Raw genomic sequence first — 25590 nt, 5'->3', positions numbered from 1 at the left:
ATATGAAGCCTACTTTTTCTATACTTATCACCACCAAAAACCGTAAAGATGATTTAGCATTTACATTAGTTAAAATCCAACATTTATTAATTAGAGAAGCGGTCGAATGTATTATTTGCGATGATGGCTCTACAGATGATACAGTGTTATTTTTACAATCCAATTATCCAGAGATCCAATTAATTCAAAATAAAAAAAGTGAAGGGTTAATATACAGTCGCAATAGACTCATGAGCTTAACAAAGGCTGAATTTGCTATTTCAATAGATGATGATTTGCATTTTGTTACAGAAAATCCTTTAGCTATTATTCAAAAAGCTTTTGATGCTAATCCCCAAATAGGATTGTTGAGTTTTAGAATTTTTTGGGATTTAGAAGCACCAGAAAGCACAGATTGTAATGAGGTTTCATACCGAATGAAAAGTTTTGCAGGAGGTGCAAATGTATGGCGAATGGCTGCTTGGCGAGAGGTTCCAAATTACCCAGCTTGGTTTATGTTTTATGGAGAAGAAGATTTTGCATCGTATCACTTATTTAAAAGCAAATGGGAAATTCATTATTTACCCGAGGTTTTAGTAAATCATAGAGTAAATATTAAAGCTAGAAAAAAAGACACCGATTATAGTTTGCGTTTGCAACGTTCCTTACGTTCGGGTTGGTATCTTTATTTTTTATTTTATCCAATTCCAGTTATTCCTCGAAAATTATTTTATACACTTTGGATTCAACTAAAAACGAAAGTGTTAAAAGGTGATTTGAAAGCATTAAAAGCAGTTTTGTTAGCTATGTTAGATGTTTTGTTGGCTATTCCAAAGATTATTAAAAATTCAAATAGGCTCTCAATGAAGCAATATAAGGAATATCAGAAACTAGAAGAAACTAAATTGTATTGGAAACCAGAGGATAAATAAACTGTTATATGAAAACCATTGCCATAATTCCTGCTAGAGGCGGTTCTAAGCGATTGCCTCAGAAAAATATTAAATTGCTTGATGAAGTCCCATTACTATCCTTTAGTATATTATTTGCACAAGCCAATAGTGAACTTATTGATGAAGTGTATGTTTCGACAGATGATGCCGAAATTAAAAAAATTGCTTTAGAATATGGAGCAAAAGTAGTTGACAGACCCGAGCAGATTTCTGGTGATTTTGAACCCACAGTCTCTGCATTAAAGCATGTGTTGCAATCTATTGATTTAGAGGTTGAAAATGTTATTTTACTTCAAGCTACCAATCCTATTCGTCCAGAAAATTTATTGAAAGAAACTTTTGAAATATATCAAAAAAAAAAGTGTAACAGTTTGTTTACGGTTTCAAGAAATCATAAAAAATTCGGAAAAATAATAGATCAAAGGTTTATTCCTGAAAATTATAAAATTGGTCAAAGAAGTCAGGATATCGATCCTCTGTATTTTGAAAATGGATTACTATACATTACAAAAGCGGCTTTAATTCTTGAAGATATAATTATATCTGAAGATGCTTATCCTTTCGAAATAGATCATATTTTTGCCAACGTTGATATCGACACACAAGAAGACTTTGACTATGCTAAATATTTATACCACAAACATATAAAATCCTAATTAGGAATCTAATTTATGAATCCATTTATAGAAATTGCTGGGAGAAAAATAGGGCAAGATTTCCCACCTTTAGTTATTGCCGAAATCGGAATCAATCATGAAGGTTCTTTGCAAACAGCCAAAGAAATGGTTGACGCTGCAAAAAGAGCAGGTGCTGAAGTGGTAAAACATCAAACTCATATTGTAGAAGATGAAATGAGTGGAGCTGCTAAAAAAGTGATTCCAGGCAATGCGGATGTTTCTATTTATGAAATAATGGAACGTTGTTCACTCAATGAAGCGGACGAATTAGAATTAAAAAATTATGTTGAAAATAAAGGAATGATTTTTATATCAACTCCTTTTTCTCGTGCAGCAGCCGAAAGATTGAAAAAATTTGATATTACAGCCTACAAAATTGGTTCAGGTGAGTGTAATAATTATCCTTTATTAGAACACATTGCTTTGTTTGGTAAACCTATTATTTTGAGTACAGGAATGAATACTATAGAAAGTGTTCAGAAAGCAGTAGCTATATTTGACAAACACAATGTTCCAGTAGCTTTGTTACACACCACCAATTTATATCCAACACCAATTCATTTGGTGCGTTTTGGTGCAATGGTCGAATTGCATGAAGCTTTTCCAGACAAAGTCTTCGGATTGTCAGATCACACGTTGAATAATAATGCTTGTTTAGGAGCAGTAGCTTTGGGAGCGAGTATTTTAGAACGTCATTTTACAGATCACATGCAGCGCACAGGTCCAGATATAGTTTGTAGTATGGATGAAAAAGCCTGTCAAGAATTAATTGTTTCATCTGCAGAAATAGCTTTGATGCGTGGTGGAACTAAAAAACCAGCAGACGAAGAGCAAGTCACAATTGATTTTGCTTTTGCAACGGTTTGTTCTATAACAAATATTAAAAAAGGGGAAGTGTTTTCTAAAGAAAATATTTGGGTAAAACGTCCAGGAACAGGAAAAATACTAGCGGAAAATTTTAGTGATATTCTTGGTAAAATTGCTACTAGAGATATTAAAAATGATGAACAATTAGCTTGGGATGATATAGAATGAAATTCCATTCATTTTAGGAATAAAGTTTTTAAATAAAAAAGCGTCTCGACTACGCTCGACGTGTCAGCAGAATAAAACAATTGTCCAATCGAGCGGAACCAAATAACATTGTCAAATCGAGCGCAGTCGTGATTGAGCTTAATAAGAATAAAAAGGCGTCTCGACTGCGCTCGACGTGACAGTAATATAGAAAGGTTTGTCCAATTGAGCACAACCAAATAACATTGTCCAATCGATCGCAGTCGAGATTGAGCACAATAAGAATAAAAAAGCGCCTCGACTTCGCTCGACATGACAGCAGAATAAAACAAGTTTCCAATTAAACGCAGTCGAGATTGAGTTTAATAAGAATAAAAAAACGTCTCGACTGCGCTCGACGTGACAATAGAATAAACCAAGTGTCAAATCGAGCTCAGTCGAGATTACTCTCTCCTAAATTAATTTTAAGATATAAATAATGAAATTCTATTATGTATATATCCTTTCTTGTATTGACAAATCATTGTATGTTGGAATAACATCTGATGTAGAAAGACGAGTAATGGAACATAATGATGGGAAATATCCTGAATCTTATACACATTCTAGACGACCAGTAACGTTAGTGTTTTATCAAGATTTTACAGATCCAAATCAAGCAATTGATTTTGAGAAAAAGATTAAAAAGTGGAGTAGAGTCAAAAAACAAGCTTTAATAGACGAAAATTTTAATAAATTACAAAGCTTATCGGAGTGTAGAAATGCAACTCATTATAAATATAATGCTAAAAATGATGAGATTATAGAATAAAAAATCGTCTTGAATGCGGTAGACGTGACAGCAGAATAAAACAAGTATCCAATCGAGCGCAACGAAATAAAATTGTCAAATCGAGCGCATTCGAGATTGAGCTTAATAAGAAAAAAAAGCGCCTCGACTGCGCTCGACGTGACAGCAGAATAAAACAAGTGTCCAATAATCGAGCGCAAGGAAATAAAATTGTCAAATTGAGCGCAGTCGAGATTGATCTTAATAAGAATAAAAAAGCGTCTCGACTGCGCTCGACGTGACAGCAGAACATTACGCTTGTCAAATCGAGCGCAGTCGAGATTGATCTTAATAAGTATTAAATAAAAAAGCGCCTCGACTGCGCTCGACGTGACAGTAATATAGAAGATTTGTCAAATCGAGCGCAGTCGAGATCATCTTAGCAAATGCCTTAGTCCAAATTAAAATTGAAAGTTTTAGAATGAAAAAAATACTCTTCCTAACAGGAACACGAGCTGATTTTGGCAAAATAAAATCATTGATTTCAACTCTTGATAGGGATCAAGATTTTGAAGTTTTTGTTTTTGTTACAGGAATGCATTTGCAGGAGCAATATGGATATACCCTCATTGAAATTGAGCGCTGTAATTTTAAAAACATTCATACTTTCGAAAATCATACTCATGAGACTACGATGGATTTAACTTTGGCAAAAACCATCGAAGGGTTGTCGGCTTACTGTAAACAAGTCAAACCTGATTTGATTGTTGTTCACGGCGATAGACTAGAAACTTTAGCAGGTGCAATTGTAGGTTCTTTAAATAATATTTTGGTAGCTCATATAGAAGGAGGAGAATTATCAGGTACGGTGGATGAATTGATTCGTCATAGTGTGAGTAAATTGAGCCACATACATTTTGTATCTAATAATGAGGCCGCTAAACGATTGAAGCAAATGGGCGAAATAGAATCTTCCATTTTTACCATTGGTTCACCCGATATTGATATTATGTTTTCGGATAATTTGCCTGATTTATCGGTTGTGAAAAAATACTATGATATTAGTTTTGAAAACTATGCTATCGTAATGTTTCATCCTGTTACGACAGAGGTAAATCAGATGCAATCGTTTGCAGAAACTTTTGTAAAATCATTAGCAGCCGATAATCATAATTATGTAGTTATCTATCCAAATAATGATTTGGGAAGCCAATTTATAATAGAAGAATATAAAAAATTAAAAGACAATTCCCGATTCCGGATTTTTCCATCACTACGGTTTGAATATTTTTTGACACTATTAAAGAATAGTCAGTTTATAATAGGTAACAGTAGCGCAGGAATTCGGGAAGCACCTTATTATGGAATTCCAATTATTAATATTGGAACTCGTCAACAAAATAGAGCAGTTCAAGCCGATATTATTAATGTTGATTATGGATTTCAAGCAATCAAAGAAGCTTTATCAGTTATTGATACTCATAAAATTAAAAGGTCAGATGCCAGTTTTGGAAAAGGAAATAGTACAGCATTATTTCTCGAGTGTCTTCAAAAAGAGAATATTTGGCAGTTGAATCACCAAAAACAATTTAGAGACAGAGAATGAGTTTTTTAAAGACAATTAAAAATTGTTACTATATTTCTTTAAAGGTAAAAAGTAGGCTTCTATTTGGTAGACCTGTTTTAGTAATGATGTATCATAGAATTAATAATTCCGTTGGAGAAAAATTAACAGGATTGTCAGTTGATATTTCTAATTTTGAAAAGCATTTACTTTTTTATAAAAATAATTTTCAAATTCTAAGACTAGAGGAAGAGTGGACTTCTCTAAAAAAAACTGGACTTGTAATTACGTTTGATGATGGTTATGCGGATAATATTATAAATGCATTACCGCTATTAGAGAAATATCAGCTACCTGCAACCATTTTTGTAACGACTTTAAATATAGACTCTAAAGACGAGTTTTGGTGGGACCGTTTGGTTTTTGATTATTCCAATTGCAAGGAATCATTTTTTGTTCCGAATCAAAATAACGCAATTTCAAAATCAAATCGTTCCTATAAGATTCTTACTGATTTTGTTCATGCATTGCGAAATGAAGACAAAGAGGAATGGTTTTTAGCGTTTGAAAAGATAAATAATATCTCTTTTATACATAGAGAAGAATTTCGTTCATTGACAAATTCAGAGTTGAAGTTTTTATCAGAGCATCCTTTGATTTCAATAGGAATACATACACATAACCATTACTCTTTAGGAACTTTGAGTTATGAAGAGCAAAAAAAAGAGTTGCAATTATCGATACAAAACTTAAACGAATTAACAACTCAGAATATAAAATATCTGGCTCTGCCTCATGGTTCCTATAATCAAGATACAATTGAGGTTATGAATGATTTGAATTTGTCAGCAGTTTTATTAGCTAATAATTATTATTCAAGTAGTAAAAATAAAGCCAGTAGAAAAATTTATAGAATTTTGATGCCTAATATTAAGCATAATGAATTAAGAAATTATATTAAAAAATATAATTTTAAAATTTGGTAGTATTTAAAATTTAAAATACTCAGTCACATTTTAACATAAGATGATAAAAAATATTAAAAGTAAATTCGATAGCGAAACCAAGCGCAAAACAAAAAATTTAGTCAATAAAATTAAAGCTTTTTTTGTCTTGAACAATTTGACAACCTTAGCAAAAATATTTGGTACTGATAAATGGGGATATCATTATTATACAAAACATTATCAAAAACATTTCCGTCCATTTAAATATAAAAAGATTAAATTATTGGAAATAGGAGTTAGAGGTTACCATATTCCAACGAATGGAGGCCATTCATTACGTATGTGGAAGGCTTATTTTTGCTTAGGTAAAATATATTCACTTGATATTTATGGCAAATCACCACATGAAGAGCATAGAATAAAAATTTATCAAGGAAGTCAGGTCGATCAAAAATTTTTAATGTCAATTTGTGAAGAGATTGGAGATTTAGATATTATCATTGATAATGTAGGTCATATTAACGAACACGTAATAAAGACGTTCGAATATCTTTTCCGAAACTTAAAAATGGCGGTATTTATGTAATTGAAGATACACAAACTTCCTATTGGAAAGAATATGGTGGAACATCAGAAAATTTTAATTAAGATGCAACCATCTATTTCTATTTCAAAAGATTAATTGATGCATTGAACAATGAGGAATTTATGATAGATGGATATGAAAAAAATTATTTTGACAAGCATATTGTTTCAATGCATTTTTACCACAATATGATTTTTATTTATAAAGGAGAAAATAATGAACCTTCAACTTATTTAAAAAATAATCAAATAAAAAATGAATAAATCCCCTATTGCTATCTTAACTACTGTTGCTAATTTTGAACTTTATCAAAAAACAGTTCAACTATTTCCTAAAAACGTTCAGAAATATGTAATTGATGGAAGAAATGGCATGCATGGAATTCATAGTATTCTGTTTATGATCAATAAATTGAAAGGAAAAGGAATTGAATGGTTAGTGATGGCAGACGAAGATGTAGTTTTTAAAAATTCAGAAGCTGTTTTTTCTATTATTGAAAAAATGAAAAATAATGATATAACAGTTTGCGGGGTTCGCGATGGTGGGATTATTTCACATCGGAATTACAATCCCTATTTGATTAATACGTTTTTTTCAATACTTAATTTCAAAGAAATTGAAGTTATTTGGAATGAAAAAGAAATGCTTAGCAATCAGTTCCTTACTGAAAATGAATTTGATGATGAAGTTGCAAAATTGTTTTATGAATATGATATTTCAAGTCTTTATGAACCTTATTATTGTTTCTATTTATGGTTAAGAAGAAAAGGAAAGAAATTTCTTTTTTTAGATTCTGTTATGGAAGAAGATGGGGTTTCAAATAACGTGATTTTTAATGATGAAATAATTTTATGCCATACTTGGTATGCTAGAAGTTATGGTTTAAGTAAAAAACATACCAAAAGAATAAATAATTTATTAGGTAAAGCTTTAAATTTTGAAATTAATAGAAAACAGCAAAAGTCGAAAATTATTTTTTACAAAAAGAAAACATTTGCAATTGAACAAATGATTAAAAAACAGTATAGGCGAATTTGTTTAAAATTAAAGTAATGAAAAAACTAGCAATAGTTATAACAGACGGAGTAGGATTTAGAAATTTTATTCTAAGTGATTTTCTATCTGAAGCGGAACAGCAATTTGATGAGGTAGTTATTTTATCTTGTTTGCCAGCATCTGTTTATGACGGTTTTCTGCAAAAAAAAAGAGTTATAGAATTAGAAGTTTTTGAAGAAAAATTCCAAACTTGGTTTTTTAGGAAAGCTAAAGAAGTAGCACATTTGCAACTGCATAAAAAAGGTAATTTTGGAATTACAGATAATTTAAAAGCAAACAGGTCAAAAACAAAAACTCCGAGAGGATATGCTTCTCGGTTTATTTTTAAATGGACTTCACTATTTCATTCGGAAAATTGGATTCAGCGATATACTAAATTGCAACAATTCTCTTTTAAAAATAATGCAATTGTAAAAGAGTATAAAACAATTTTACAAAAAGAACAATTTGATATGTTGTTTTTTACCCATCAACGGCCTCCATTTATTGCACCATTGGTTTATCAGGCAGAGCAATTAAAAATAAAAACGGCTACTTTTATTTTTAGTTGGGACAATCTGGCTTCGAAAGGGAGAATGTCTGCTAACTTTGATTACTTCCTAGTTTGGAGTGAATTGATGAAGACTGAATTACTACATTTTTATAAAAAAGTTAATGCTGAGGATATTGAAGTTGTTGGTACACCACAATTTGAGCCTTATGTTTTGGAACGATATAAAGCTACGAAAGAGAATTTTTATACCCAATTTAATTTAAATGCTTTAAAAAAAACTATTTGTTTTAGCTGTGGTGATATTTCGACGAGTAAGAATGATGAACTATATATAACTGTAATTGCCGAAGCTATTAAAAAAAATAAAATTCAAGATGTCAATTTTTTAGTTCGAACTTCCCCTGCTGAAAATCCCATTCGTTTTGAAAGCTTTGTTGCCAAATATCCTTTCATAAAATGGAATTATCCCAAATGGCATTTATCTAGAAAAGGACATCAAGAGGAATGGTCACAACGAATTCCATCAAAACAAGATGTTATAGATTTAAGGAGTATTTTAGAATATTCTGATTTAAATGTTAATATGTTGTCTACCATGAGTCTGGATTTTATGCAATTTGACAAACCAGTAATTAATCCCGTTTTTGGTAATAATGGAAATGGACTTTATGATGACCAACGTTTTTTAGAATATCCGCATATTGAATACGTTGTTAACTCCAAAGCCAGTCAAATTGTTAAGACGGAACAGCAATTAATAAATGCCATAAATTTATATCTCCAAAATCCAGAGACGGATACCGAAAAAAGAAAAGAATTAATTCAACTGCAAATCGGAAAACCGCTAGAAGGAACATCTAAGCGAATTGTAACAATTTTAAGAAAATGGAGTCAAGAAAAATAGCGGTTCTTTGTAATTACGAACTCTTGCCCGAGCGAGTAGGCGGCATGGATTGTTTTTTTTGGCAGTTTGATGCAAAATGTAAACAGAATAACATTCAGGTCGATTGGTTTTTTCCAAATCAATCCAGTCATGGCGATTATGCAAAACTTACTATTTTTGAAAATACAGCGACAAGCATAGAATCTTTTTTTCTAAATCATTGCACTCAAAACAGTTCTAACTATGAGTCTATAATTACTCATTTTATAGAATTATGTACTCCTTTTTTTTATAAAATTAAACAAAGAACTACAGCCAGAATTATTGTTGTAGATCACAATCCAAGGCCTATTAATGGATATCCTTTCAAAAAAAGACTCCAGAAAAGACTAAAAGGGATTTTATTTTCTAAATACATTGATTTATTTGTAGGTGTTTCTAATTATACCGTGAATGAGATTTTAAAAGACTTTGGTAGTAGTTTAAAAAATAAAACGATTCCTATTTATAATGGAGTTTTAATAAATGATATCAAAGTAAGAACCGAGAGAAATAAGTTCAAACCTACTTTTATGGTTGCTTCTCACTTAAGAGCTTCCAAAGGGATTCAGGATTTAGTACAAGCCGTGATGCTTTTGCCTGATGAAATTAAAAATGAAATTAAAATAGCCATTTTTGGTGACGGACCTTATAAAGAGAAATTGATTGAATTAATTAAACAAAAAAAATTAACTGATAATTTTCAATTTATGGGATGTCAACCCAATTTAAAAGAAATATTTTGTCAGTATGATTACATGCTACAACCCACTCACATGGAATGCTTTAGTCTTTCTATAATAGAAAGTTTGGCAGCAAATGTACCGGTCATTACCACAAATGTAGGCGGTAATGAGGAAGTAATTACCAATACTGTAAATGGTTTTATTATCAAAGCAAAAGATATTGATTCCTTAGAAAACGTAATAAAAAAAGTATATTTGGGCGATTTTAAAATTACTCAAAATACCAGAACATTAATTGAGAAAGCTTTTTCATTAGATAGAATGGTCGACAATCATTTTAAAATCATTTAATAAAGTTCAATACTACGACAAGATGTTTTTCAATTCCTTTGCTTTTGCTATTTTTCTGCCTATTGTTTTTATCTTGTATTGGTTTGTTTTCAATAAAAACAAAAGCACTCAAAATGCGCTATTAATCATAGCGAGTTATTATTTTTATTCTTGTTGGGATTGGCGTTTTTTATTTCTGTTAGTATTCTCAACATTTTTAGATTATTATACAGGCATTCAAATTGAAAAAGCCAAAAAAGAAAGTATTCGAAAATTTTGGTTTTGGTTAAGTATCAGTGTCAATCTTGGTTTTTTAGGTGTATTTAAATATTATAATTTCTTTGCTGATTCCTTTTCGGATTTACTCAACGGATTCGGCTTGCAAACGAGCCCTTTATTACTGCATGTCATTCTTCCAGTTGGGATTTCTTTTTATACTTTTCACGGTTTATCGTATGTAATTGATATTTATTTAAAAAGGATTAAAGCCGAATACAACTTTGTCGATTACTCTTTGTTTGTAAGTTACTTTCCATTATTGGTGGCAGGTCCCATAGAAAGAGCCACACATTTATTACCACAAGTAAAAATAAAAAGAGAGTTTAATTATGAAAAGGCTAAAGAAGGAATTTTTCAGTTTATTTGGGGATTAGTCAAAAAGGTGGTAATTGCAGATACTTGCGCTACTTATGCCAACGCAATTTTTGATAATTATTCCTCCATGAATTCGTTATCTTTAGTGCTAGGCGCGGTTTATTTTGCCTTCCAGATATATGGTGATTTCTCTGGTTATTCTGATATGGCACTGGGAATGTCTAAATTATTTGGTATCGATTTATTACGCAATTTTAATTACCCTTATTTCTCTCGAGATATAGCCGAATTTTGGCGTCGTTGGCACATTTCATTGTCTTCTTGGTTTCGGGATTATTTATACATTCCGTTAGGAGGAAGTAGTGGTGGAATGGCGATGAAAATTCGAAATACGTTTATCATTTTTTTAGTGAGTGGGTTTTGGCACGGCGCCAATTGGACTTTCATCGTTTGGGGTTTCATCAATGCGCTTTATTTTTTGCCCTTATTGCTATTAAAAAAGAACCGTTCTAATATAGAAATGGTTTCATTAAATTGGGATTTAAAATCGGTTAACGTTTTTTTTAATATTGTAATCACTTTTGCGATAACTTGCTTTGCTTGGATCTTTTTTAGAGCAAAATCAATTAGCGAAGCTTTTAGTTATATAAAGAGGATGTTTATAGATCTAAGGTTTTCCTCTCAATATTTAGAAAATGAAAGGTATAATTATGAATTACTACTTCTCATTTTTACTTTTATTATTGTCGAATGGAATTTTAAAAATCAAGTAGAGCCTATTTCAGGAAAACTTTCGTGGCTGAAATTAGCATTGTGTTTGATTGCCATTATTACATTAGGAACTTTTTCTGACTATAAAGAGTTTATATATTTTCAGTTTTAATGAAAAACTTTACTATATATTTATTAGGACTTATTTTTTTTGTGATAGGGATTTTATTTATAATGGATATTTTTTATACGAAAGTATACGAGAATTCGATACCTAGAACAAAATTCCAATATCTAAGAAGTTTTAAAAATAAAAGAATAGATTATATTTTTTTAGGATCCTCTAGAGTTGAGAATAGTATAGTTCCAAATTTAATAAAAGAAAAAACTGGAAAAGATGGTATTAATTTAGGTTTTCAGGCTTCTAAATTAAGTGATATTTATACAGTTTTGAGACTTGTTAAAGAATATAATATTAAAGTCGACAAAGTTTTAATCCAAATCGATTATATTTTTAATATTGAAGAAGGATATTCTAATGTTTTTCAATACGAAATAATGCCTTTTATAAGAGAAAATCAAGTAACATATCAATATTTTGATAGTCATTTTAGTGATCGAAAAGAGATTTTTTATTTTCCATTTTATAGATATTGTACCTTCGGATCAAAAATTGGTTTTCGCGAAATTTTTGCAAATTTAATTAATAAAAGAAGTAAAATTATTGAAAATTATGGTTTCGTTAGTTTGTATGGAAATTCTTTTAATCATGATAATTCTTTACCAGAAGAAATAAATCTTAAAAATATATATTTTGACAAAATAAAAGAATTTAGTACAAGAAATAATATTCCAATAGTTTTTTTTTGCGCACCCTTTTGTAAACATACTAAAAACTTAGATTTTATCAAAAAACTAAAACAAAAAATCCCGGATCTTTATGATTTTTCGATGGCTATACAAAATGATGAGATGTTTAAGAATTGTTCACATTTAAATAATGAGGGAGCATGTTTTTTTACAGAATATTTAGCAGATGAAATTTTAAAATAAAATAACTGATGAAAAAAATCATATGTTTCATTGCCAAAAGCTTCCTTTTAATACTAATCTTGCTTGTATTTCTTGACTTACTCTATACTGCTATTTATCTTCAAGCTTCTGATAGAGGAAAAATAGACTTTGTTTACAATTCCAAAGGAAGAGTTTATGATGTAGTAGTTTTAGGTTCGTCTAGAGCTAATAATCATTTTGTTACTAAGTTGTTTGAAGACAAAGGATTGAAAGCTTTTAATTTTGGGATGAGTGGAGGCCATTTGTTTGAAGCTTCTTTAATTTTAAAGTTAATGATAGAGCGTAATTATTCCATTAAAAATGTAATTATAGAAACTGATCTGAATATTTCTAATGATCATAGAGCAGATGGAATTTCTTCGAAGTTTTTACCTTACATTCATAATTCTAAAATAATTGCGGGTCACTTTCGAGGAGAAAAAGATTTTTCTAAACTATATTATATTCCGTTTTATCGTTATATAGCTTTTGACGCTCAAATTGGATTTAGAGAAATGTTTTTTAATGTAATTCATAAAAAAACTGCACACCTTCAAAATTTAGGGTATTCTCCTTTAAAAGTAGGAAGCAAAGGAAATATGAAAAATGATATCAGAGCTCTTAAGCCGATTCAAAATAAATATTATGAAGAGATCAAAAAAATTTGTGCTGAAAATCACATCAATTTAATTGCCGTAATGACGCCGATGTGCAGTAATACAAAAGGATTGGATTATTTTGAGAAAGTTAAAAAAATATATCCCGAAATTCATAACTATGAAAATGCTGTAGAGGGCGATCAATATTTCTCTTCATGCGGGCACATGAATGATGTAGGCGCGCGACTTTTTACGACTCGAATTCTTAATGATTTTTTTATAAAAAAATAGATATTATTGTCGAATACAGTATTTTATTAAAGTACTGTGCAATTTAGTTTTTAATTATCAAACAAAATGAAAATAGCTTTTCTAACCCCAGAATATCCTCATGCTAAAACAGGTAATTCTGGAGGAATTGGGACAAGTATTAAAAATCTAGCAAAAGGACTTTTGTTAGAAGGATGTTCGGTACGTGTTTTAGTGTATGGACAAAAAGAAGACGCTATTTTTGATGACAATGGGATTTGTATTCAACAGATAAAAAATAAAAAAATTAAAGGGCTTTCTTGGTATTTTACTCGAAAAAAAATACAAGGAATAATCAATAAACTTTATCTAGAAAAAAAAATAGATATCGTCGAGGCCCCAGATTGGACGGGCATCACCTCATTTATACAACCTCACCTGTGTCCTGTTATAATTCGATTAAATGGTTCTGATACCTATTTTTGTCATTTAGACAATCGTCCTGTAAAATGGATAAATAAATTTCATGAAAAAAGAGCATTATTAAAAGCAGATGGTTTGCTTTCGGTAAGCCAGTTTACAGCCAATTTGACAAATGAAATTTTTGGCATTCAAAAAAAATTTACAATTATTCCTAATGCTATAGATACTAATTCTTTTGTTGCAAGTAACTCTAAAAATGAAAATACGATTTTATATTTTGGAAGTTTAATTAGAAAAAAAGGCTTGTTAGAACTTCCTTTTATTTTTAATGAAGTAATTCGTAAGAATCCATTAGCGCAGTTAATTTTGGTAGGTAAAGACGTTCCAGATATTATTACCGGGAACAACTCGACCTGGGAAATGATGCGGAAATTATTTACTAAAGAGGCATCCTCTAATGTTACTTATTTAGGGAGTGTTCCTTACCCAGAAATAAATAGGCATATTGCAGTTGCAACGGTTTGTGTTTTTCCCACATTTGCTGAGGCATTACCGGTATCTTGGCTAGAAGCTATGGCGATGCAAAAAGCCATTGTAGCTTCTAATATCGGTTGGGCAACAGAAGTAATTGATGATGGAGTGAACGGTTTTTTAGTTAATCCTAATAATCATATGGAATACGCTTCAAAAATTAATACATTGCTAATTAATTCAAAACTATGTCAAGAGTTTGGAATTGCAGCAAGAAAAAAAGTAATAGAAAAATTCAGTATTTCGGTTGTGGCAAAACAAAGTTTGGCTTTTTATAAACAATTCTCAAGAAAATGATATTAAAAGAATATATGACAGATTCAGGAGAAATTATATTATATAATGGGAATCCTGATTTTGAAAAATTAGAACAGCTTTCAAATGGATCTGGAGATATTTGGCATAGTTCTTTTGAACAGGGTTATAAAAATGCATTTCCGGAATTAGTGTATCAAACAGCAGTTTTTTTTTGGTATATTAATGATTTTGACAATTTGGACGAATGTGTAAGCTGGAGAATTAATCCCAATCATTTTGCTGTTCGAAAATCAGTTTGGGAAACACTAAATGGGTTTGATAATGATTATACGAATCCGCAAATACAGGCACTAGATTTTGGATATAATGCGATTAGAAACTCTGGTGCTGTTTCATTGTATGCAAAAGGTTTATTTGCTAGTAATGAAAAAGAAAACATAAACATATCGGTACGAGATCGATATACTTTTTTTATCAAAAATTTTAAGCTTGAGCATTCTTTGTATATGATTTACAGACAAGGTTTTTGGAAATTTACCGAATGGAGTGCTTTTTTTTACGCAAAAAACAGGTTTAATAAAATCTTACTTAAGCCAATAGTAAAGCCTAAAGAATTAAAACCTATAGTTGATAATCCATCAGTAAGTTATATAATACCAACAATGTTTCGTCAAGATTTTACTTTACAATTGTTGAAAGATTTGGCGAATCAAAGTTATAGAGTTACTCAAGTAGTTGTAGTTGATGCTACTCCAGAAATTGATCGGAATGAAAGTCTATATCAAGAAAAAGAATATCCATTCGAGTTAATTGTAAAGTGGCAAGAATCTAAAGGTAGTTGTCGAGCAAGAAATGAAGCTATTGACTTGTGTAATGGTGATTATATTGTTTTTGGAGATGATGATATTCGAATTCCATCTGATTTTATAGAAAATCATATTCGTTTTCTACAAACCAATAATTCAGGAGCATGTAATGGATTGGATATAAGAGCAGATCATCAAAATCAAGATTTACAAGATTTAAAAAATAAATTAAAGATACTAGGCAATAAAAGATGGATTGCTGGTAGTGCGCAAATGTTTAGTAATGCTAATTCCTGCGTAAAAAAAGAATTTGTTTCGCAATTACATGGAAACGATGTTAATTTTGATGGCGGTTATGGAGAGGATAGCGATTTTGGAATGTCATTATCAAAAATAGGTGTTACAGTTTTACATAATCCATTTTCGGTAAATTTACATCTCAAACCACCAGTTGGAGGTTATCGATTTTGGGGACTTGAAGCTAAAGTTACTGGTAAGAAGAGAAAGGCTCAAGCATGGGAATTAGAAGTTCCAGTAAAAACAATTAAGCCTGTTCCAAGCCCTACGGTACTATATGGAATTGTAAAACATTTTACTCCGCAACAAGTTATTGAATATAAGAAAAAGCATTTTTTTTTATATCTTTTTAAAGGAAGAAAAACTTCTTTTTTATACCGATTAATACGTATTCCATACAAAAATATTCAATTTAAAAAATCACTGTTTTATGCCAAAAATCTTTTGGCTTTAGGAAAAAGAATAAATTAATTCATGAAATTTTCTCTAATCATATGCACTTATATGCGTCCAAAACCATTGTTTCAATTATTGCAATCGGTTAAGGAACAAACTATTTATCCAGACGAAATTTTAATTGTTGATGGCTCTCTCAATCAACAGACACAAACTATTTTAAAAGATAATCAGTTTAAAAATCTAGTTTATTTTCTAGTTTCTGATCAAGAAAGAGGTTTAACCAAACAACGTAATTTTGGAATTACTAAGCTAAATTCGAATTCCGAAATTATTTGTTTTTTAGATGATGATACGGTTTTAGAAGTTGATTATTTCGAAAAATTGTTACTTACCTATAAAATTCATCCTGACGCTTTAGCAGTTGGAGGTTACATCATTAATGAAACAGAATGGAAAAAAGTTGATAAAGAATATAAGGCCTCGAAAAATGAATTTTATTTTGATGGCTGGAAACGCAAAGAGAGTTCTCGTTTTGTTTTACGAAAAAAGTTAGGTTTGGATAGTGATTGTCCCCCTGGATTTTCTAGTCTTTATTCCCACGGCAGAAGTGTTGGTTTTTTGCCACCTAGTGGAGAAATATATCCAGTAGAACAATTAATGGGTGGAGTTTCTTCTTTTAAAAAAACAGTTTTTGAAAGTTTTCAGTTTTCTACTTATTTTGAAGGCTACGGTTTATATGAAGACGCCGATTTTTGTTTAAGAGTGTCCAAAAAAGGGAAATTATATCTAAATACCTCGGCTCAATTATATCATTATCATGATGCTTCCGGAAGACCGAACCAATATCATTATGGGAGAATGGTAGTACGCAACGGTTGGTATGTTTGGAGGGTGAAGAATCCAAAACCTGTTGGTAAAGATCAATTCAAATGGTATGCAATTACGATACTATTAACTTTGATAAGATTTTCTAATACAGTAACCACCTCTAAAAGAAAACAAGCTTTTACAGAAGCACTAGGAAGAACCGTTGGATTGTGGAGTTTGCTTTTTGATAAGCCGAGAGAAAAATGAAATTTATTTAAATCAATAAAAATATTCCTTTTGATTTTAATAAATAATAATGACGCATGGTTTACAAAAATTTTGCATTAATGTGATTATTTTTTTCAGTATAGTGATGGCATATCTCATAATTAGTAATAAAAATCACAAACCATATAAATGCAATTAAAGTGCTAAAGTCAAATTTATTTAGGATATAATGTTTCGCCATAGAATTAAAAAATAATAATGAAAACAATACTTATCAGTCACAATTTTAGCGAAATATCATTTTCTAGTATGAGTTATAGCTTGGCGCATCATCTGGCTGATTTAGGACATAAAGTTATTTTTATTTCTCATAAACCGTATTTCTCAAAAAATCTTACAATAAAAAAAACTGAAGGTAGTATCATTATTTACTCTTGGCCGACAGAAAAAAGACCCACTACTTTAAAAGATTTTTTTTGGTTCAGTAAGTTGTATCTTCAATATAAACCAGATATTGTAATTGGGCATTTTGTAGGTAGCAATATTAGTGTCTCGATGTCAAAGTTACTTTCTTTAGGAAGGGTAAACACATATGTCTATTATCATACTTTATCTAAACAGCTTTTATTGGACGAAAAAAAAACATCATTAAAGCAAAAAGTTAAATTTATTAGAAAAAAAATATTTTACAAATTCTTCTGTGATATAATTGTTTGCCCATCAGAACTAGCTAAAAAAGATTTGAAATTATTTCACAATGTAGATAAAGCAATTGTACTTTTAAATCCAATGATAGATAGATTTGAAAATAAAAAAAATATTGAAAACGATTTTATTATAATAAGTTATTTAGGTAGATTAGATAATTCTAAGGGAGTAGTAGATTTAATCAAGGCTTATTTACTGTATAAAAAGGAATTTAGACATTCTAAAATTATTTTAAAAATTGCTGGTACAGGCGCACAAGAAAATGAGATTAAAGAATTGAGTAAAAATAATAGTTCTATTGAATATTTTGGAGGAATTTCATATGATAAAATTGATGATTATTTAAACGAATGTCATTTTTCAATAATTCCATCAAAGTTTGATGCCTTTAATGTCGTTGGAGTAGAATCGCTGATGAATCAAACCCCACTATTAATATCTAATGAGGTAGGATTAGCGGATTATCTAACAGATGGTAAAGAGTGCTTTAAATTCGATCCTAATATTGATTCAATGGTAAGTTTATTTAGTAGAGTGGAGAATAATATTGATTATCAAGTAAGTATGGGTTTTGACGCTAGAAAAACTTTTCTGAAAAAATTTAGTATTAGTACTTATTGTAATAAATTTTCAGACGTATTACTATGAAATTCCTCATCATCACTCACGTTCCTCATCTAAAATACGAAAACCACTATTTTGCCTATTCCCCTTATGTAAATGAAATGAACATTTGGGCAAAATATGCAACAGAAATTGTTTTGGTTGCTCCATTAACATTCACGGATAAAACAGCAATTGATAGTTCTTATATTCATCCTAAAATCAAGTTTTTATCCATTGATAATTTTGATGTATTGAGTTTAAAGGGGTTATTTCGAACAGTAATAAAAACACCAAAAATTAGTTGGCAAATTTTCAAAGCGATGCGTTCTGCCGATCACATTCACCTGCGTTGTCCTGGAAATATTGGTTTGTTAGGTTGTTTAGTTCAAATTGCTTTTCCATCAAAACCTAAAACAGCTAAATATGCTGGTAATTGGGATCCAAAATCACAACAACCTTGGACATATAAATTACAAAAATGGATTTTGTCGAATACTTTTTTAAGTCGTAACATGACTGTTTTAGTTTATGGAGAATGGCAAGGAAGTACAAAAAATATAAAACCCTTTTTTACCGCAACGTATTCAGAAGCCGAAAAAACTCCTATTTTAGAAAAGACTCTTCAGCAAACGATCGATTTTGTTTTTGTTGGTTCTTTAGTTTCAGGTAAAAACCCATTGTATGCCATTCAGTTAGTACAGCGATTGTTTCAAAAAGGATATAAAGTTAAATTAACTCTTTTTGGTGAAGGAAAAGAACGAAAGAATTTAGAACACTATTGCTATGCCAATCAGTTAGATGGAATTGTTATTTTAAAAGGGAATCAAAAAAAAGCAGCTTTAAAAAAAGCCTATCAAGAAAGTCACTTTGTAATTTTACCTTCTAAGAGTGAAGGTTGGCCCAAAGCCATTGCCGAAGGAATGTTTTGGGGTTGTGTTCCAATTTCCACTCCGGTTTCTTGTGTTCCTTATATGTTAGACAAGAACAATCGTGGGATTCTATTAAATATGAACTTTGAACAAGATATTTTGCAGATCGAAACCGTGGTTAATAATCAACAGGTTTTTGATAAAAAACAAATTCTTGCTGCCAATTGGTCTAGAAATTATACCTTAGAGGTATTTGAAAATGAAATAAAAAAAATGCTGTTGCAATCCTAGCGCAGTTAGATACAATTTTAAATCTTAATTGTAGTTTACAATCAAAGAGTAGCATAATAGTTAATAAATTTCCCCGGCTATTTTTATTCAGTAATTGAAATCTTGATTAATTTAATTACAGTTTTAGTAGAGGAATAAGTTTTAAAAATGATATTGAATCAGCTTTAATCACATCTTTTTATTTATTTAACTACCTTTGGTTTTTATAATTTTGAGGTAAAACTCAACACTAATCTTATTTTTGCTTAGCAATTAATTCCTGTTTATTTATTTATGAAAAAAGCGATATTTCTTTTATTATTATTAACTAATATATGTATTGCGCAAACTCCAAGTCAGCCAAAGCAAGTAAAGGATACAACAAAAATTAAAATAGCTCCAATCGACCTTTATAGAGTAATTACTTTAGAGAGAGACACTACCTATATCGATACTTCATTGACTATTCAAAAAGAGTACAGTCATAATTATTTAAGAAAAGATACTTTTGGTCTTTTGCCTTTTGCAAATGAGGGTCAAACTTACAATACGCTACAATATAGCCTCACGAACTTATCTCCCTATCCAGAATTTGGTTTTAAAGCAAAGCATTTTAATTTTTTAGAAGCCAACCAAATTAGATATTATTCTGTGGCTACTCCTGTAACCGAATTGTATTTTAAAACCACCATCAAAAAAGGGCAATCAGTAGATGCTTTTATTACCTTAAACACTTCTGAAAATCTTAATTTTTCTATAGCTTACAAAGGTTTGCGTTCAGAGGGCGAATATATCAATCAACTTGCTAGTACAGGAAATTTTAGATTTACAACAAGTTATAATACTAAAAACAAACGCTATTTTGCAAATGCGCATTATACCTATCAAGATATTTTAAACGGTGAGAATGGCGGCATCACCACCATTCAAGATTTTGAAAGTAAAGATCCTAACTATAACAATCGACAACGTTTTGAAGTTTTTTTGAACGATGCTAAGTCATTCTTAAAAGGGAAGAGAATTTTTGTAGATCATAATTTTAGAATCAACCCTGAAAAAGGATCCAACAATCTTTATATTACGCATCAGTTCAATTACGAAAATAAGTTTTTCGAATTCTATCAAGCCACTATTCCTTCTTTTGTGGGAAATAAAATCGTATCACGTTTTGGAAATTCATTCTTAGACTACGGAATCAATGATCAAACAAGGTACAATAAGATGTATAATCGCGCAGGTCTGGTTTATGAAAATACTACATTAGGGAAATTTGTTTTTTTTGCAGATGATTTCAGATCCAATTATTACTACAACAGAATCCTTATTTTTAACAATCAAAACACGATTCCTAGTGCATTTAGCCAAAAAATCAATAGTGCCGGCGGACAGTATGAGTACAGACATGATAAATGGAACGGTACGTTTTTATATTCAAGATCAATTACAGCACAATCTCTTTCTAATCTCGATGCGCAATTAAAATACGATTGGAATGACGATATTCAGCTGGCTTTTCAGTATCAAAACATCAACAAACTGCCTAATAGCAATTATAATTTGTACCAGAGTAGTTATGTGCAGTACAATTGGTCAAATGACTTTAAAAACGAAAAAATTAATGTTATAAAAGCCAATGCCATTTCACCTTGGATAAATGCAGAAGTATATTTGTCAGTAATGAATGATCATTTGTATTTTAAGGATAACTCTACCGATCTTCAAAAAACAGCTAGAACTCAAATTATAGCCCCAGCGCAATATGATGGTACCATTAATTACCTTTCGGTAAAAGCCAGTAGAGAATTTAAATTCGGAAAATTTGCTTTAGACAACACCATTTTGTATCAAAAAGTAAAGCAAACAAATGAAATTTTAAACGTTCCAGATATAGTAACCAGAAACACGATTTATTATACAACTTACATGTTCAAAAAAGCTTTGTTTCTGCAAACAGGAATAACATTAAATTACTTTTCTAAGTATTTTGCGAATGATTATAATCCTGTGATAGGTGAGTTTTTTGTACAAACCAACAAGCAAATAGGCAATCATCCTAATCTTGATTTTTTTGTAAATGCCAAAGTGCAAAGAACCAGAATTTACTTCAAGCTAGAACATTTTAATTCCTCACTTATGGGCAATGATTTTTATGCTTCTCCCACTAATCCTTCCCGTGATTTTACCATTCGTTTTGGTTTAATCTGGAATTTCTTCAACTAAATTCACACAAAAAAGTTTTTGTAATTTTTCATGGCGTTTTAACGTGCTATCCGCTATATCTTTCCTTGCTTAAGAACGCAAGCAAAGGATGTCGCTACTATCACGAACGCAAAATAGCATTCATAAGAATGTTTTGTAACAAAAACGTATCTTTGCAAAAGTTTTTCTAAAAAATTACAATCTAAAAAATTACAATCTAAAAAATTACAATTAAATGCAATACGCAGAAAATATATTAGGGACTATAGGGAATACTCCTTTAGTAAAACTTAATAAAGTTACCGCAGAAGTAGAGGCGCTAGTATTGGCCAAAGTAGAAACTTTTAATCCGGGAAACTCTGTTAAGGATAGAATGGCCGTTAAAATGATTGAAGATGCAGAAGCTGATGGTCGCTTAAAACCAGGTGGAACTATAATTGAGGGAACTTCTGGAAATACAGGAATGGGATTGGCTCTGGTAGCAATCATTAAAGGCTATAAATTAATTTGTGTAATATCAGATAAACAGTCTAAAGAAAAAATGGATATTCTTCGTGCTGTTGGGGCAAAAGTAGTCGTTTGTCCTACAGATGTTGAGCCTACAGATCCACGTTCTTATTATTCAGTTTCCAAACGATTAGCAACAGAAACGCCAAATTCTTGGTATGTAAATCAATACGATAATCCATCCAATGCTATTGCACACTATGAGCAAACAGGACCAGAAATCTGGGCGCAAACAGAAGGAAAAATAACTCATTTTGTTTCAGGAGTAGGAACAGGCGGAACAATCTCGGGTGTTGCAAAATACTTGAAAGAAAAAAATCCAAACATTAAAATTTGGGGAATTGATACCTACGGATCGGTGTTTAAAAAATACCATGAAACAGGAATTTTTGACGAGAATGAAATTTATTCGTACATCACAGAGGGAATAGGAGAGGACATTTTGCCAGAAAATGTAAATTTTTCATTGATAGATGGTTTTACAAAAGTAACAGATAAAGACGCAGCAGTTTATACCCGAAAAATAGCTTTAGAAGAAGGTATTTTTGTCGGAAATTCAGCTGGAGCTGCCATAAAAGGCTTGTTACAACTTAAAGAACATTTTAAACCAGAAGACGTAGTTGTTGTTTTATTTCATGATTCAGGAAGCAGGTATGTAGGAAAGATGTTTAATGATGATTGGATGCGTGAAAGAGGTTTTCTTGAAGAAGAAATCACAAAAGCAGAAGATGTAATCAAAGATCATATCACTAAACCATTAATCGTAGTTCGTACAGAAGAATTAGTTTCACACGCTATCGAACGCATGCGAAAATATAAAATATCTCAAATACCAGTAATAGATATTACCGGTTTTGTAGGATCTGTAGATGAAAGTGATTTGTTTCAAAGTTATGTAGCTAATAAAGATGTAGCCGATAAACCGATTAAGGATATTATGGGTAAACCTTTCCCAATTGTAAAAAAAGGAACTGCTATAGAAGAGGTTTCAAAATTATTTACTAAAGATAATGCAGCCGTATTGGTCGAATTAGAAAATGGTGCACACCACATTATTACGAAATACGATATTATTGGTTCTATAAAATAAGATTTTTTTTTTTTGCCACGAGTTAGACTATTTAGCTAAAATTTATTTTTCGTTAACTATTTTAATTTGTGGCTTTTTTAATTAAAAGTGATTGTGTCATAAAAAAAGATTCAAGAATCTCTCTTAATTCTTAATTCAATAAATTACTCCCAAAAATGACTTTTACCGCAATAGATTTTGAAACAGCAACTGCATTTCATCCATGTTCTGTTGGGATTGTTTCAGTAGAAAACGGAATAATAGTGGATGAATTTGTCAGTTTGATCAAACCTCCAAATAATTTATATTCTCCTTTTACGATTCAAGTTCACGGAATTCATCCTAGAGACACCATAAATGCGAAAAGTTTTGCCGAGGTTTTTCCAGAAATAAAAAAAAGACTGCAAAACAAAATTGTAGTGGCGCATAACGAAAGTTTCGATAGGAATGTTTTGTGTAAATCTATGGCGCTTTATAGTTTAGATTATGATGATTTAAACCTTGCCTCTCGTTGGGAATGTACCGTAAAAATATATAAAGCCAAAGGGCTTAAACCAACAAAGTTGAGTGATTGTTGCCGAGAAATGAATATTCAATTAAATCATCACGAAGCTTTGTCTGATGCTCGTGCTTGCGCTAAATTGTACTTACTGCGCTAAATATTTACTTCATAATCTTTCAATTACCATTCTTAAAAGGGATGTAATTCCAATTTATGTTCGAAATAACTTACTTTTAATTATTTTTACTACATTAGTATTCAATCTAATACGGTAAAGATGAAAGAAGATTTTCTACATTATCTCTGGAAATTCAAGAAGTTTGATTCCTTAAATTTGAAAACCTCGAACTTAGAAACCCTTACGATCATCCATGTTGGGCAGTATCTAGAACTTGCAGGTCCCGATTTTTTCAATGCACAAATTAAAATTGAAAATCAGAAATGGGCAGGAAACGTAGAGATTCATCTTAAATCATCGGATTGGTATCTACATCAGCACGAGAAAGATTCCGGTTATGAAAATGTAATTTTACACGTGGTATGGGAAAATGATGCAGCAGTTTTTAGAAGTGATAATAGCGAAATTCCGGTATTAGAACTTAAGGATTATGTAGATTCTGATACTCTGAATAATTACCATTCTTTGGTCGCACCTAAATCATGGATTTATTGCGAAAAACATTTGAGTACTATTGATGAATTTACGTTTAAAAATTGGCAAGAGCGTCTTTTTTTTGAACGTCTAGAGACAAAATCAAAACCAATTTTTGATTTATTAGAAAAAACGAATCAAGACTGGGAATCTGTTTTATTTTGTTTGTTAGCAAAAAATTTCGGTTTGAACACAAACGGTGAAATTTTTATGAAAATTGCCCAATCTATTCCTTTTTCAGTAATTCGTAAAGAAAGTTTTGAAGTCGAAAATCTTGAAGCTCTTATTTTTGGAACTGCAGGATTATTAGATAACGAAAAAGAAGATAACTATTTTAAAGATTTAAAATTCCGCTATTTTTATTTGTTACATAAATATCAATTAGATAAAATAGTTGTTCCACCGGTACAGTTTTTTAAACATCGACCGGATAACTTCCCAACTATAAGATTGTCACAATTAGCTAATTTATACCATACACATCAGAACTTGTTTTCAAAAATAAGTAATTTACGATCTTTGAAAGAGAGTTATCAGCTGTTTCAAATTTGCGCAGCTCCCTATTGGCAAAATCATTATCAGTTTGATAAAGAAAGTCCCAAAAAAAAGAAAACACTTTCTAAATCGTTTATTGATTTAATTCTCATAAATACAATTATTCCATTGCAATTCGCTTATGCTAAAAGTTTAGGAAAAGAAGTTTCTGAAGATTTAATGGAACTTTTAACTGAAGTTTCTGCAGAGAAAAATGCAATTATTGATAAGTTTATTTCTTTTGGAATTAAACCAAAGAATGCTTTAGAAACGCAATCATTGCTGCAACTTAAAAAAGAGTATTGCAATAATAGTAAATGTTTAGAATGTGTAATTGGAATAGAATTGTTAAAAAATAATAACTAATTAATAATCAAATAATAATTCAATTAGCTTATTTGTAACTCCTGAATGGGTTTATTTTGTAATTTTGTAAATAACTAAAAATTTAACTTGCAATGTCTGCTATTATAAAACTAAAGTTCTTTTTTGAAAAACATGGTTTTCATGTTTCTTCTCGTTTGGCAGATACATTAGGGATGCGAGCAAGTACAGTACGATTGTTCTTTATATACATTTCGTTTGTAACAGTAGGTTTAGGTTTTGGTGTTTATCTTACTTTGGCTTTTTGGATTAGGCTTAAAGATTTAGTTCGTGCCAAAAGAACTTCTGTATTTGATTTATAAATTATAATTTGATTAATAAAAAAAAGGATTATAAAGTAGTATTACTTTATAATCCTT

Annotated in this window: 23 protein-coding genes; all 23 read left to right on the top strand. The window is 30.5% G+C overall.

Annotated features, from left to right (window positions below):
- Positions 1–2 precede the first annotated feature (2 nt).
- Positions 3–911, top strand: coding sequence for a glycosyltransferase family 2 protein (locus MW871_RS08455; RefSeq protein ID WP_248428239.1), 909 nt, complete (start codon positions 3–5; stop codon positions 909–911).
- An 8-nt stretch (positions 912–919) separates the two neighbouring features.
- Positions 920–1588, top strand: a complete 669-nt coding sequence (locus MW871_RS08450) for an acylneuraminate cytidylyltransferase family protein (RefSeq protein WP_188049582.1) — start codon at positions 920–922, stop codon at positions 1586–1588.
- Positions 1589–1603: 15 nt separating this feature from the next.
- Positions 1604–2644, top strand: coding sequence for an N-acetylneuraminate synthase (gene neuB, locus MW871_RS08445; protein ID WP_248428238.1), 1041 nt, complete (start codon positions 1604–1606; stop codon positions 2642–2644).
- A gap of 457 nt (positions 2645–3101) precedes the next feature.
- Positions 3102–3434, top strand: coding sequence for a GIY-YIG nuclease family protein (locus tag MW871_RS08440; RefSeq protein WP_248428237.1), 333 nt, complete (start codon positions 3102–3104; stop codon positions 3432–3434).
- 439 nt (positions 3435–3873) lie between these two features.
- Complete coding sequence (gene neuC / locus MW871_RS08435; RefSeq protein WP_248428236.1) at positions 3874–4998, top strand: UDP-N-acetylglucosamine 2-epimerase; 1125 nt, start codon at positions 3874–3876, stop codon at positions 4996–4998.
- A gap of 83 nt (positions 4999–5081) precedes the next feature.
- A complete protein-coding gene (locus MW871_RS08430) occupies positions 5082–5942 on the top strand; it encodes a polysaccharide deacetylase family protein (protein ID WP_248428235.1) in 861 nt (286 codons plus the stop codon).
- A gap of 40 nt (positions 5943–5982) precedes the next feature.
- The gene (locus MW871_RS08425; protein WP_248428234.1) at positions 5983–6489 is read left to right on the top strand and encodes a hypothetical protein; all 507 of its coding nucleotides are present in this window, start codon (positions 5983–5985) and stop codon (positions 6487–6489) included.
- A 255-nt stretch (positions 6490–6744) separates the two neighbouring features.
- Positions 6745–7542: a hypothetical protein gene (locus MW871_RS08420; protein WP_248428233.1), complete on the top strand. Its 798-nt coding sequence runs from the start codon at positions 6745–6747 to the stop codon at positions 7540–7542.
- Positions 7542–8942, top strand: coding sequence for a hypothetical protein (locus MW871_RS08415; RefSeq protein ID WP_248428232.1), 1401 nt, complete (start codon positions 7542–7544; stop codon positions 8940–8942). Before MW871_RS08420 ends, MW871_RS08415 begins: the two co-directional genes overlap by 1 nt.
- Positions 8924–9997, top strand: a complete 1074-nt coding sequence (locus MW871_RS08410; protein ID WP_248428231.1) for a glycosyltransferase family 4 protein — start codon at positions 8924–8926, stop codon at positions 9995–9997. Before MW871_RS08415 ends, MW871_RS08410 begins: the two co-directional genes overlap by 19 nt.
- Before the next feature lie 22 nt (positions 9998–10019).
- The gene (locus tag MW871_RS08405; protein WP_248428230.1) at positions 10020–11453 is read left to right on the top strand and encodes an MBOAT family O-acyltransferase; all 1434 of its coding nucleotides are present in this window, start codon (positions 10020–10022) and stop codon (positions 11451–11453) included.
- Positions 11453–12334 carry a hypothetical protein gene (locus tag MW871_RS08400; protein WP_248428229.1) on the top strand — a complete coding sequence of 294 codons (882 nt, stop codon included), beginning with the start codon at positions 11453–11455 and terminating at the stop codon, positions 12332–12334. The genes MW871_RS08405 and MW871_RS08400 overlap by 1 nt, the downstream gene beginning before the upstream one ends.
- A gap of 8 nt (positions 12335–12342) precedes the next feature.
- The gene (locus tag MW871_RS08395) at positions 12343–13224 is read left to right on the top strand and encodes a hypothetical protein (RefSeq protein ID WP_248428228.1); all 882 of its coding nucleotides are present in this window, start codon (positions 12343–12345) and stop codon (positions 13222–13224) included.
- A 66-nt stretch (positions 13225–13290) separates the two neighbouring features.
- Complete coding sequence (locus MW871_RS08390; protein ID WP_248428227.1) at positions 13291–14433, top strand: glycosyltransferase family 4 protein; 1143 nt, start codon at positions 13291–13293, stop codon at positions 14431–14433.
- Positions 14430–15968: a glycosyltransferase family 2 protein gene (locus MW871_RS08385; protein ID WP_248428226.1), complete on the top strand. Its 1539-nt coding sequence runs from the start codon at positions 14430–14432 to the stop codon at positions 15966–15968. The genes MW871_RS08390 and MW871_RS08385 overlap by 4 nt, the downstream gene beginning before the upstream one ends.
- Before the next feature lie 3 nt (positions 15969–15971).
- Positions 15972–16970, top strand: coding sequence for a glycosyltransferase family 2 protein (locus MW871_RS08380; protein ID WP_248428225.1), 999 nt, complete (start codon positions 15972–15974; stop codon positions 16968–16970).
- Positions 16971–17189: 219 nt separating this feature from the next.
- Positions 17190–18287, top strand: a complete 1098-nt coding sequence (locus tag MW871_RS08375; protein WP_248428224.1) for a glycosyltransferase family 4 protein — start codon at positions 17190–17192, stop codon at positions 18285–18287.
- Positions 18284–19405, top strand: a complete 1122-nt coding sequence (locus MW871_RS08370; RefSeq protein WP_248428223.1) for a glycosyltransferase — start codon at positions 18284–18286, stop codon at positions 19403–19405. The genes MW871_RS08375 and MW871_RS08370 overlap by 4 nt, the downstream gene beginning before the upstream one ends.
- Before the next feature lie 273 nt (positions 19406–19678).
- Positions 19679–21604 (top strand): putative porin, encoded by a 1926-nt coding sequence (locus MW871_RS08365; RefSeq protein ID WP_248428222.1) that lies wholly within the window; start codon positions 19679–19681, stop codon positions 21602–21604.
- 214 nt (positions 21605–21818) lie between these two features.
- Positions 21819–23180: a pyridoxal-phosphate dependent enzyme gene (locus MW871_RS08360; RefSeq protein WP_188049599.1), complete on the top strand. Its 1362-nt coding sequence runs from the start codon at positions 21819–21821 to the stop codon at positions 23178–23180.
- Positions 23181–23335: 155 nt separating this feature from the next.
- Complete coding sequence (locus tag MW871_RS08355; protein ID WP_248428221.1) at positions 23336–23818, top strand: 3'-5' exonuclease; 483 nt, start codon at positions 23336–23338, stop codon at positions 23816–23818.
- A 120-nt stretch (positions 23819–23938) separates the two neighbouring features.
- Complete coding sequence (locus MW871_RS08350) at positions 23939–25213, top strand: DUF2851 family protein (protein WP_248428220.1); 1275 nt, start codon at positions 23939–23941, stop codon at positions 25211–25213.
- Between the two features lie 92 nt (positions 25214–25305).
- On the top strand, positions 25306–25533 hold the full coding sequence (locus tag MW871_RS08345) for a PspC domain-containing protein (protein ID WP_188049602.1): 228 nt from the start codon (positions 25306–25308) through the stop codon (positions 25531–25533).
- Positions 25534–25590 lie beyond the last annotated feature (57 nt).

This window comes from Flavobacterium pygoscelis (assembly GCF_023162025.1).
GTDB lineage: Bacteria > Bacteroidota > Bacteroidia > Flavobacteriales > Flavobacteriaceae > Flavobacterium > Flavobacterium pygoscelis.
This window is presented reverse-complemented; position numbering and strand designations above follow the sequence as displayed.

Coding starts and splice junctions, on each gene's coding strand:
- MW871_RS08430 (WP_248428235.1), top strand. CDS start 5,082: ATGATGTATCATAGAATTAATAATTCCGTTGGAGAAAAATTAACAGGA.
- MW871_RS08390 (WP_248428227.1), top strand. CDS start 13,291: ATGAAAATAGCTTTTCTAACCCCAGAATATCCTCATGCTAAAACAGGT.
- neuC (WP_248428236.1), top strand. CDS start 3,874: ATGAAAAAAATACTCTTCCTAACAGGAACACGAGCTGATTTTGGCAAA.
- MW871_RS08405 (WP_248428230.1), top strand. CDS start 10,020: ATGTTTTTCAATTCCTTTGCTTTTGCTATTTTTCTGCCTATTGTTTTT.
- MW871_RS08395 (WP_248428228.1), top strand. CDS start 12,343: ATGAAAAAAATCATATGTTTCATTGCCAAAAGCTTCCTTTTAATACTA.
- MW871_RS08455 (WP_248428239.1), top strand. CDS start 3: ATGAAGCCTACTTTTTCTATACTTATCACCACCAAAAACCGTAAAGAT.
- MW871_RS08345 (WP_188049602.1), top strand. CDS start 25,306: ATGTCTGCTATTATAAAACTAAAGTTCTTTTTTGAAAAACATGGTTTT.
- neuB (WP_248428238.1), top strand. CDS start 1,604: ATGAATCCATTTATAGAAATTGCTGGGAGAAAAATAGGGCAAGATTTC.
- MW871_RS08350 (WP_248428220.1), top strand. CDS start 23,939: ATGAAAGAAGATTTTCTACATTATCTCTGGAAATTCAAGAAGTTTGAT.
- MW871_RS08360 (WP_188049599.1), top strand. CDS start 21,819: ATGCAATACGCAGAAAATATATTAGGGACTATAGGGAATACTCCTTTA.
- MW871_RS08365 (WP_248428222.1), top strand. CDS start 19,679: ATGAAAAAAGCGATATTTCTTTTATTATTATTAACTAATATATGTATT.
- MW871_RS08380 (WP_248428225.1), top strand. CDS start 15,972: ATGAAATTTTCTCTAATCATATGCACTTATATGCGTCCAAAACCATTG.
- MW871_RS08385 (WP_248428226.1), top strand. CDS start 14,430: ATGATATTAAAAGAATATATGACAGATTCAGGAGAAATTATATTATAT.
- MW871_RS08370 (WP_248428223.1), top strand. CDS start 18,284: ATGAAATTCCTCATCATCACTCACGTTCCTCATCTAAAATACGAAAAC.
- MW871_RS08425 (WP_248428234.1), top strand. CDS start 5,983: ATGATAAAAAATATTAAAAGTAAATTCGATAGCGAAACCAAGCGCAAA.
- MW871_RS08415 (WP_248428232.1), top strand. CDS start 7,542: ATGAAAAAACTAGCAATAGTTATAACAGACGGAGTAGGATTTAGAAAT.
- MW871_RS08450 (WP_188049582.1), top strand. CDS start 920: ATGAAAACCATTGCCATAATTCCTGCTAGAGGCGGTTCTAAGCGATTG.
- MW871_RS08375 (WP_248428224.1), top strand. CDS start 17,190: ATGAAAACAATACTTATCAGTCACAATTTTAGCGAAATATCATTTTCT.
- MW871_RS08400 (WP_248428229.1), top strand. CDS start 11,453: ATGAAAAACTTTACTATATATTTATTAGGACTTATTTTTTTTGTGATA.
- MW871_RS08355 (WP_248428221.1), top strand. CDS start 23,336: ATGACTTTTACCGCAATAGATTTTGAAACAGCAACTGCATTTCATCCA.
- MW871_RS08410 (WP_248428231.1), top strand. CDS start 8,924: ATGGAGTCAAGAAAAATAGCGGTTCTTTGTAATTACGAACTCTTGCCC.
- MW871_RS08440 (WP_248428237.1), top strand. CDS start 3,102: ATGAAATTCTATTATGTATATATCCTTTCTTGTATTGACAAATCATTG.
- MW871_RS08420 (WP_248428233.1), top strand. CDS start 6,745: ATGAATAAATCCCCTATTGCTATCTTAACTACTGTTGCTAATTTTGAA.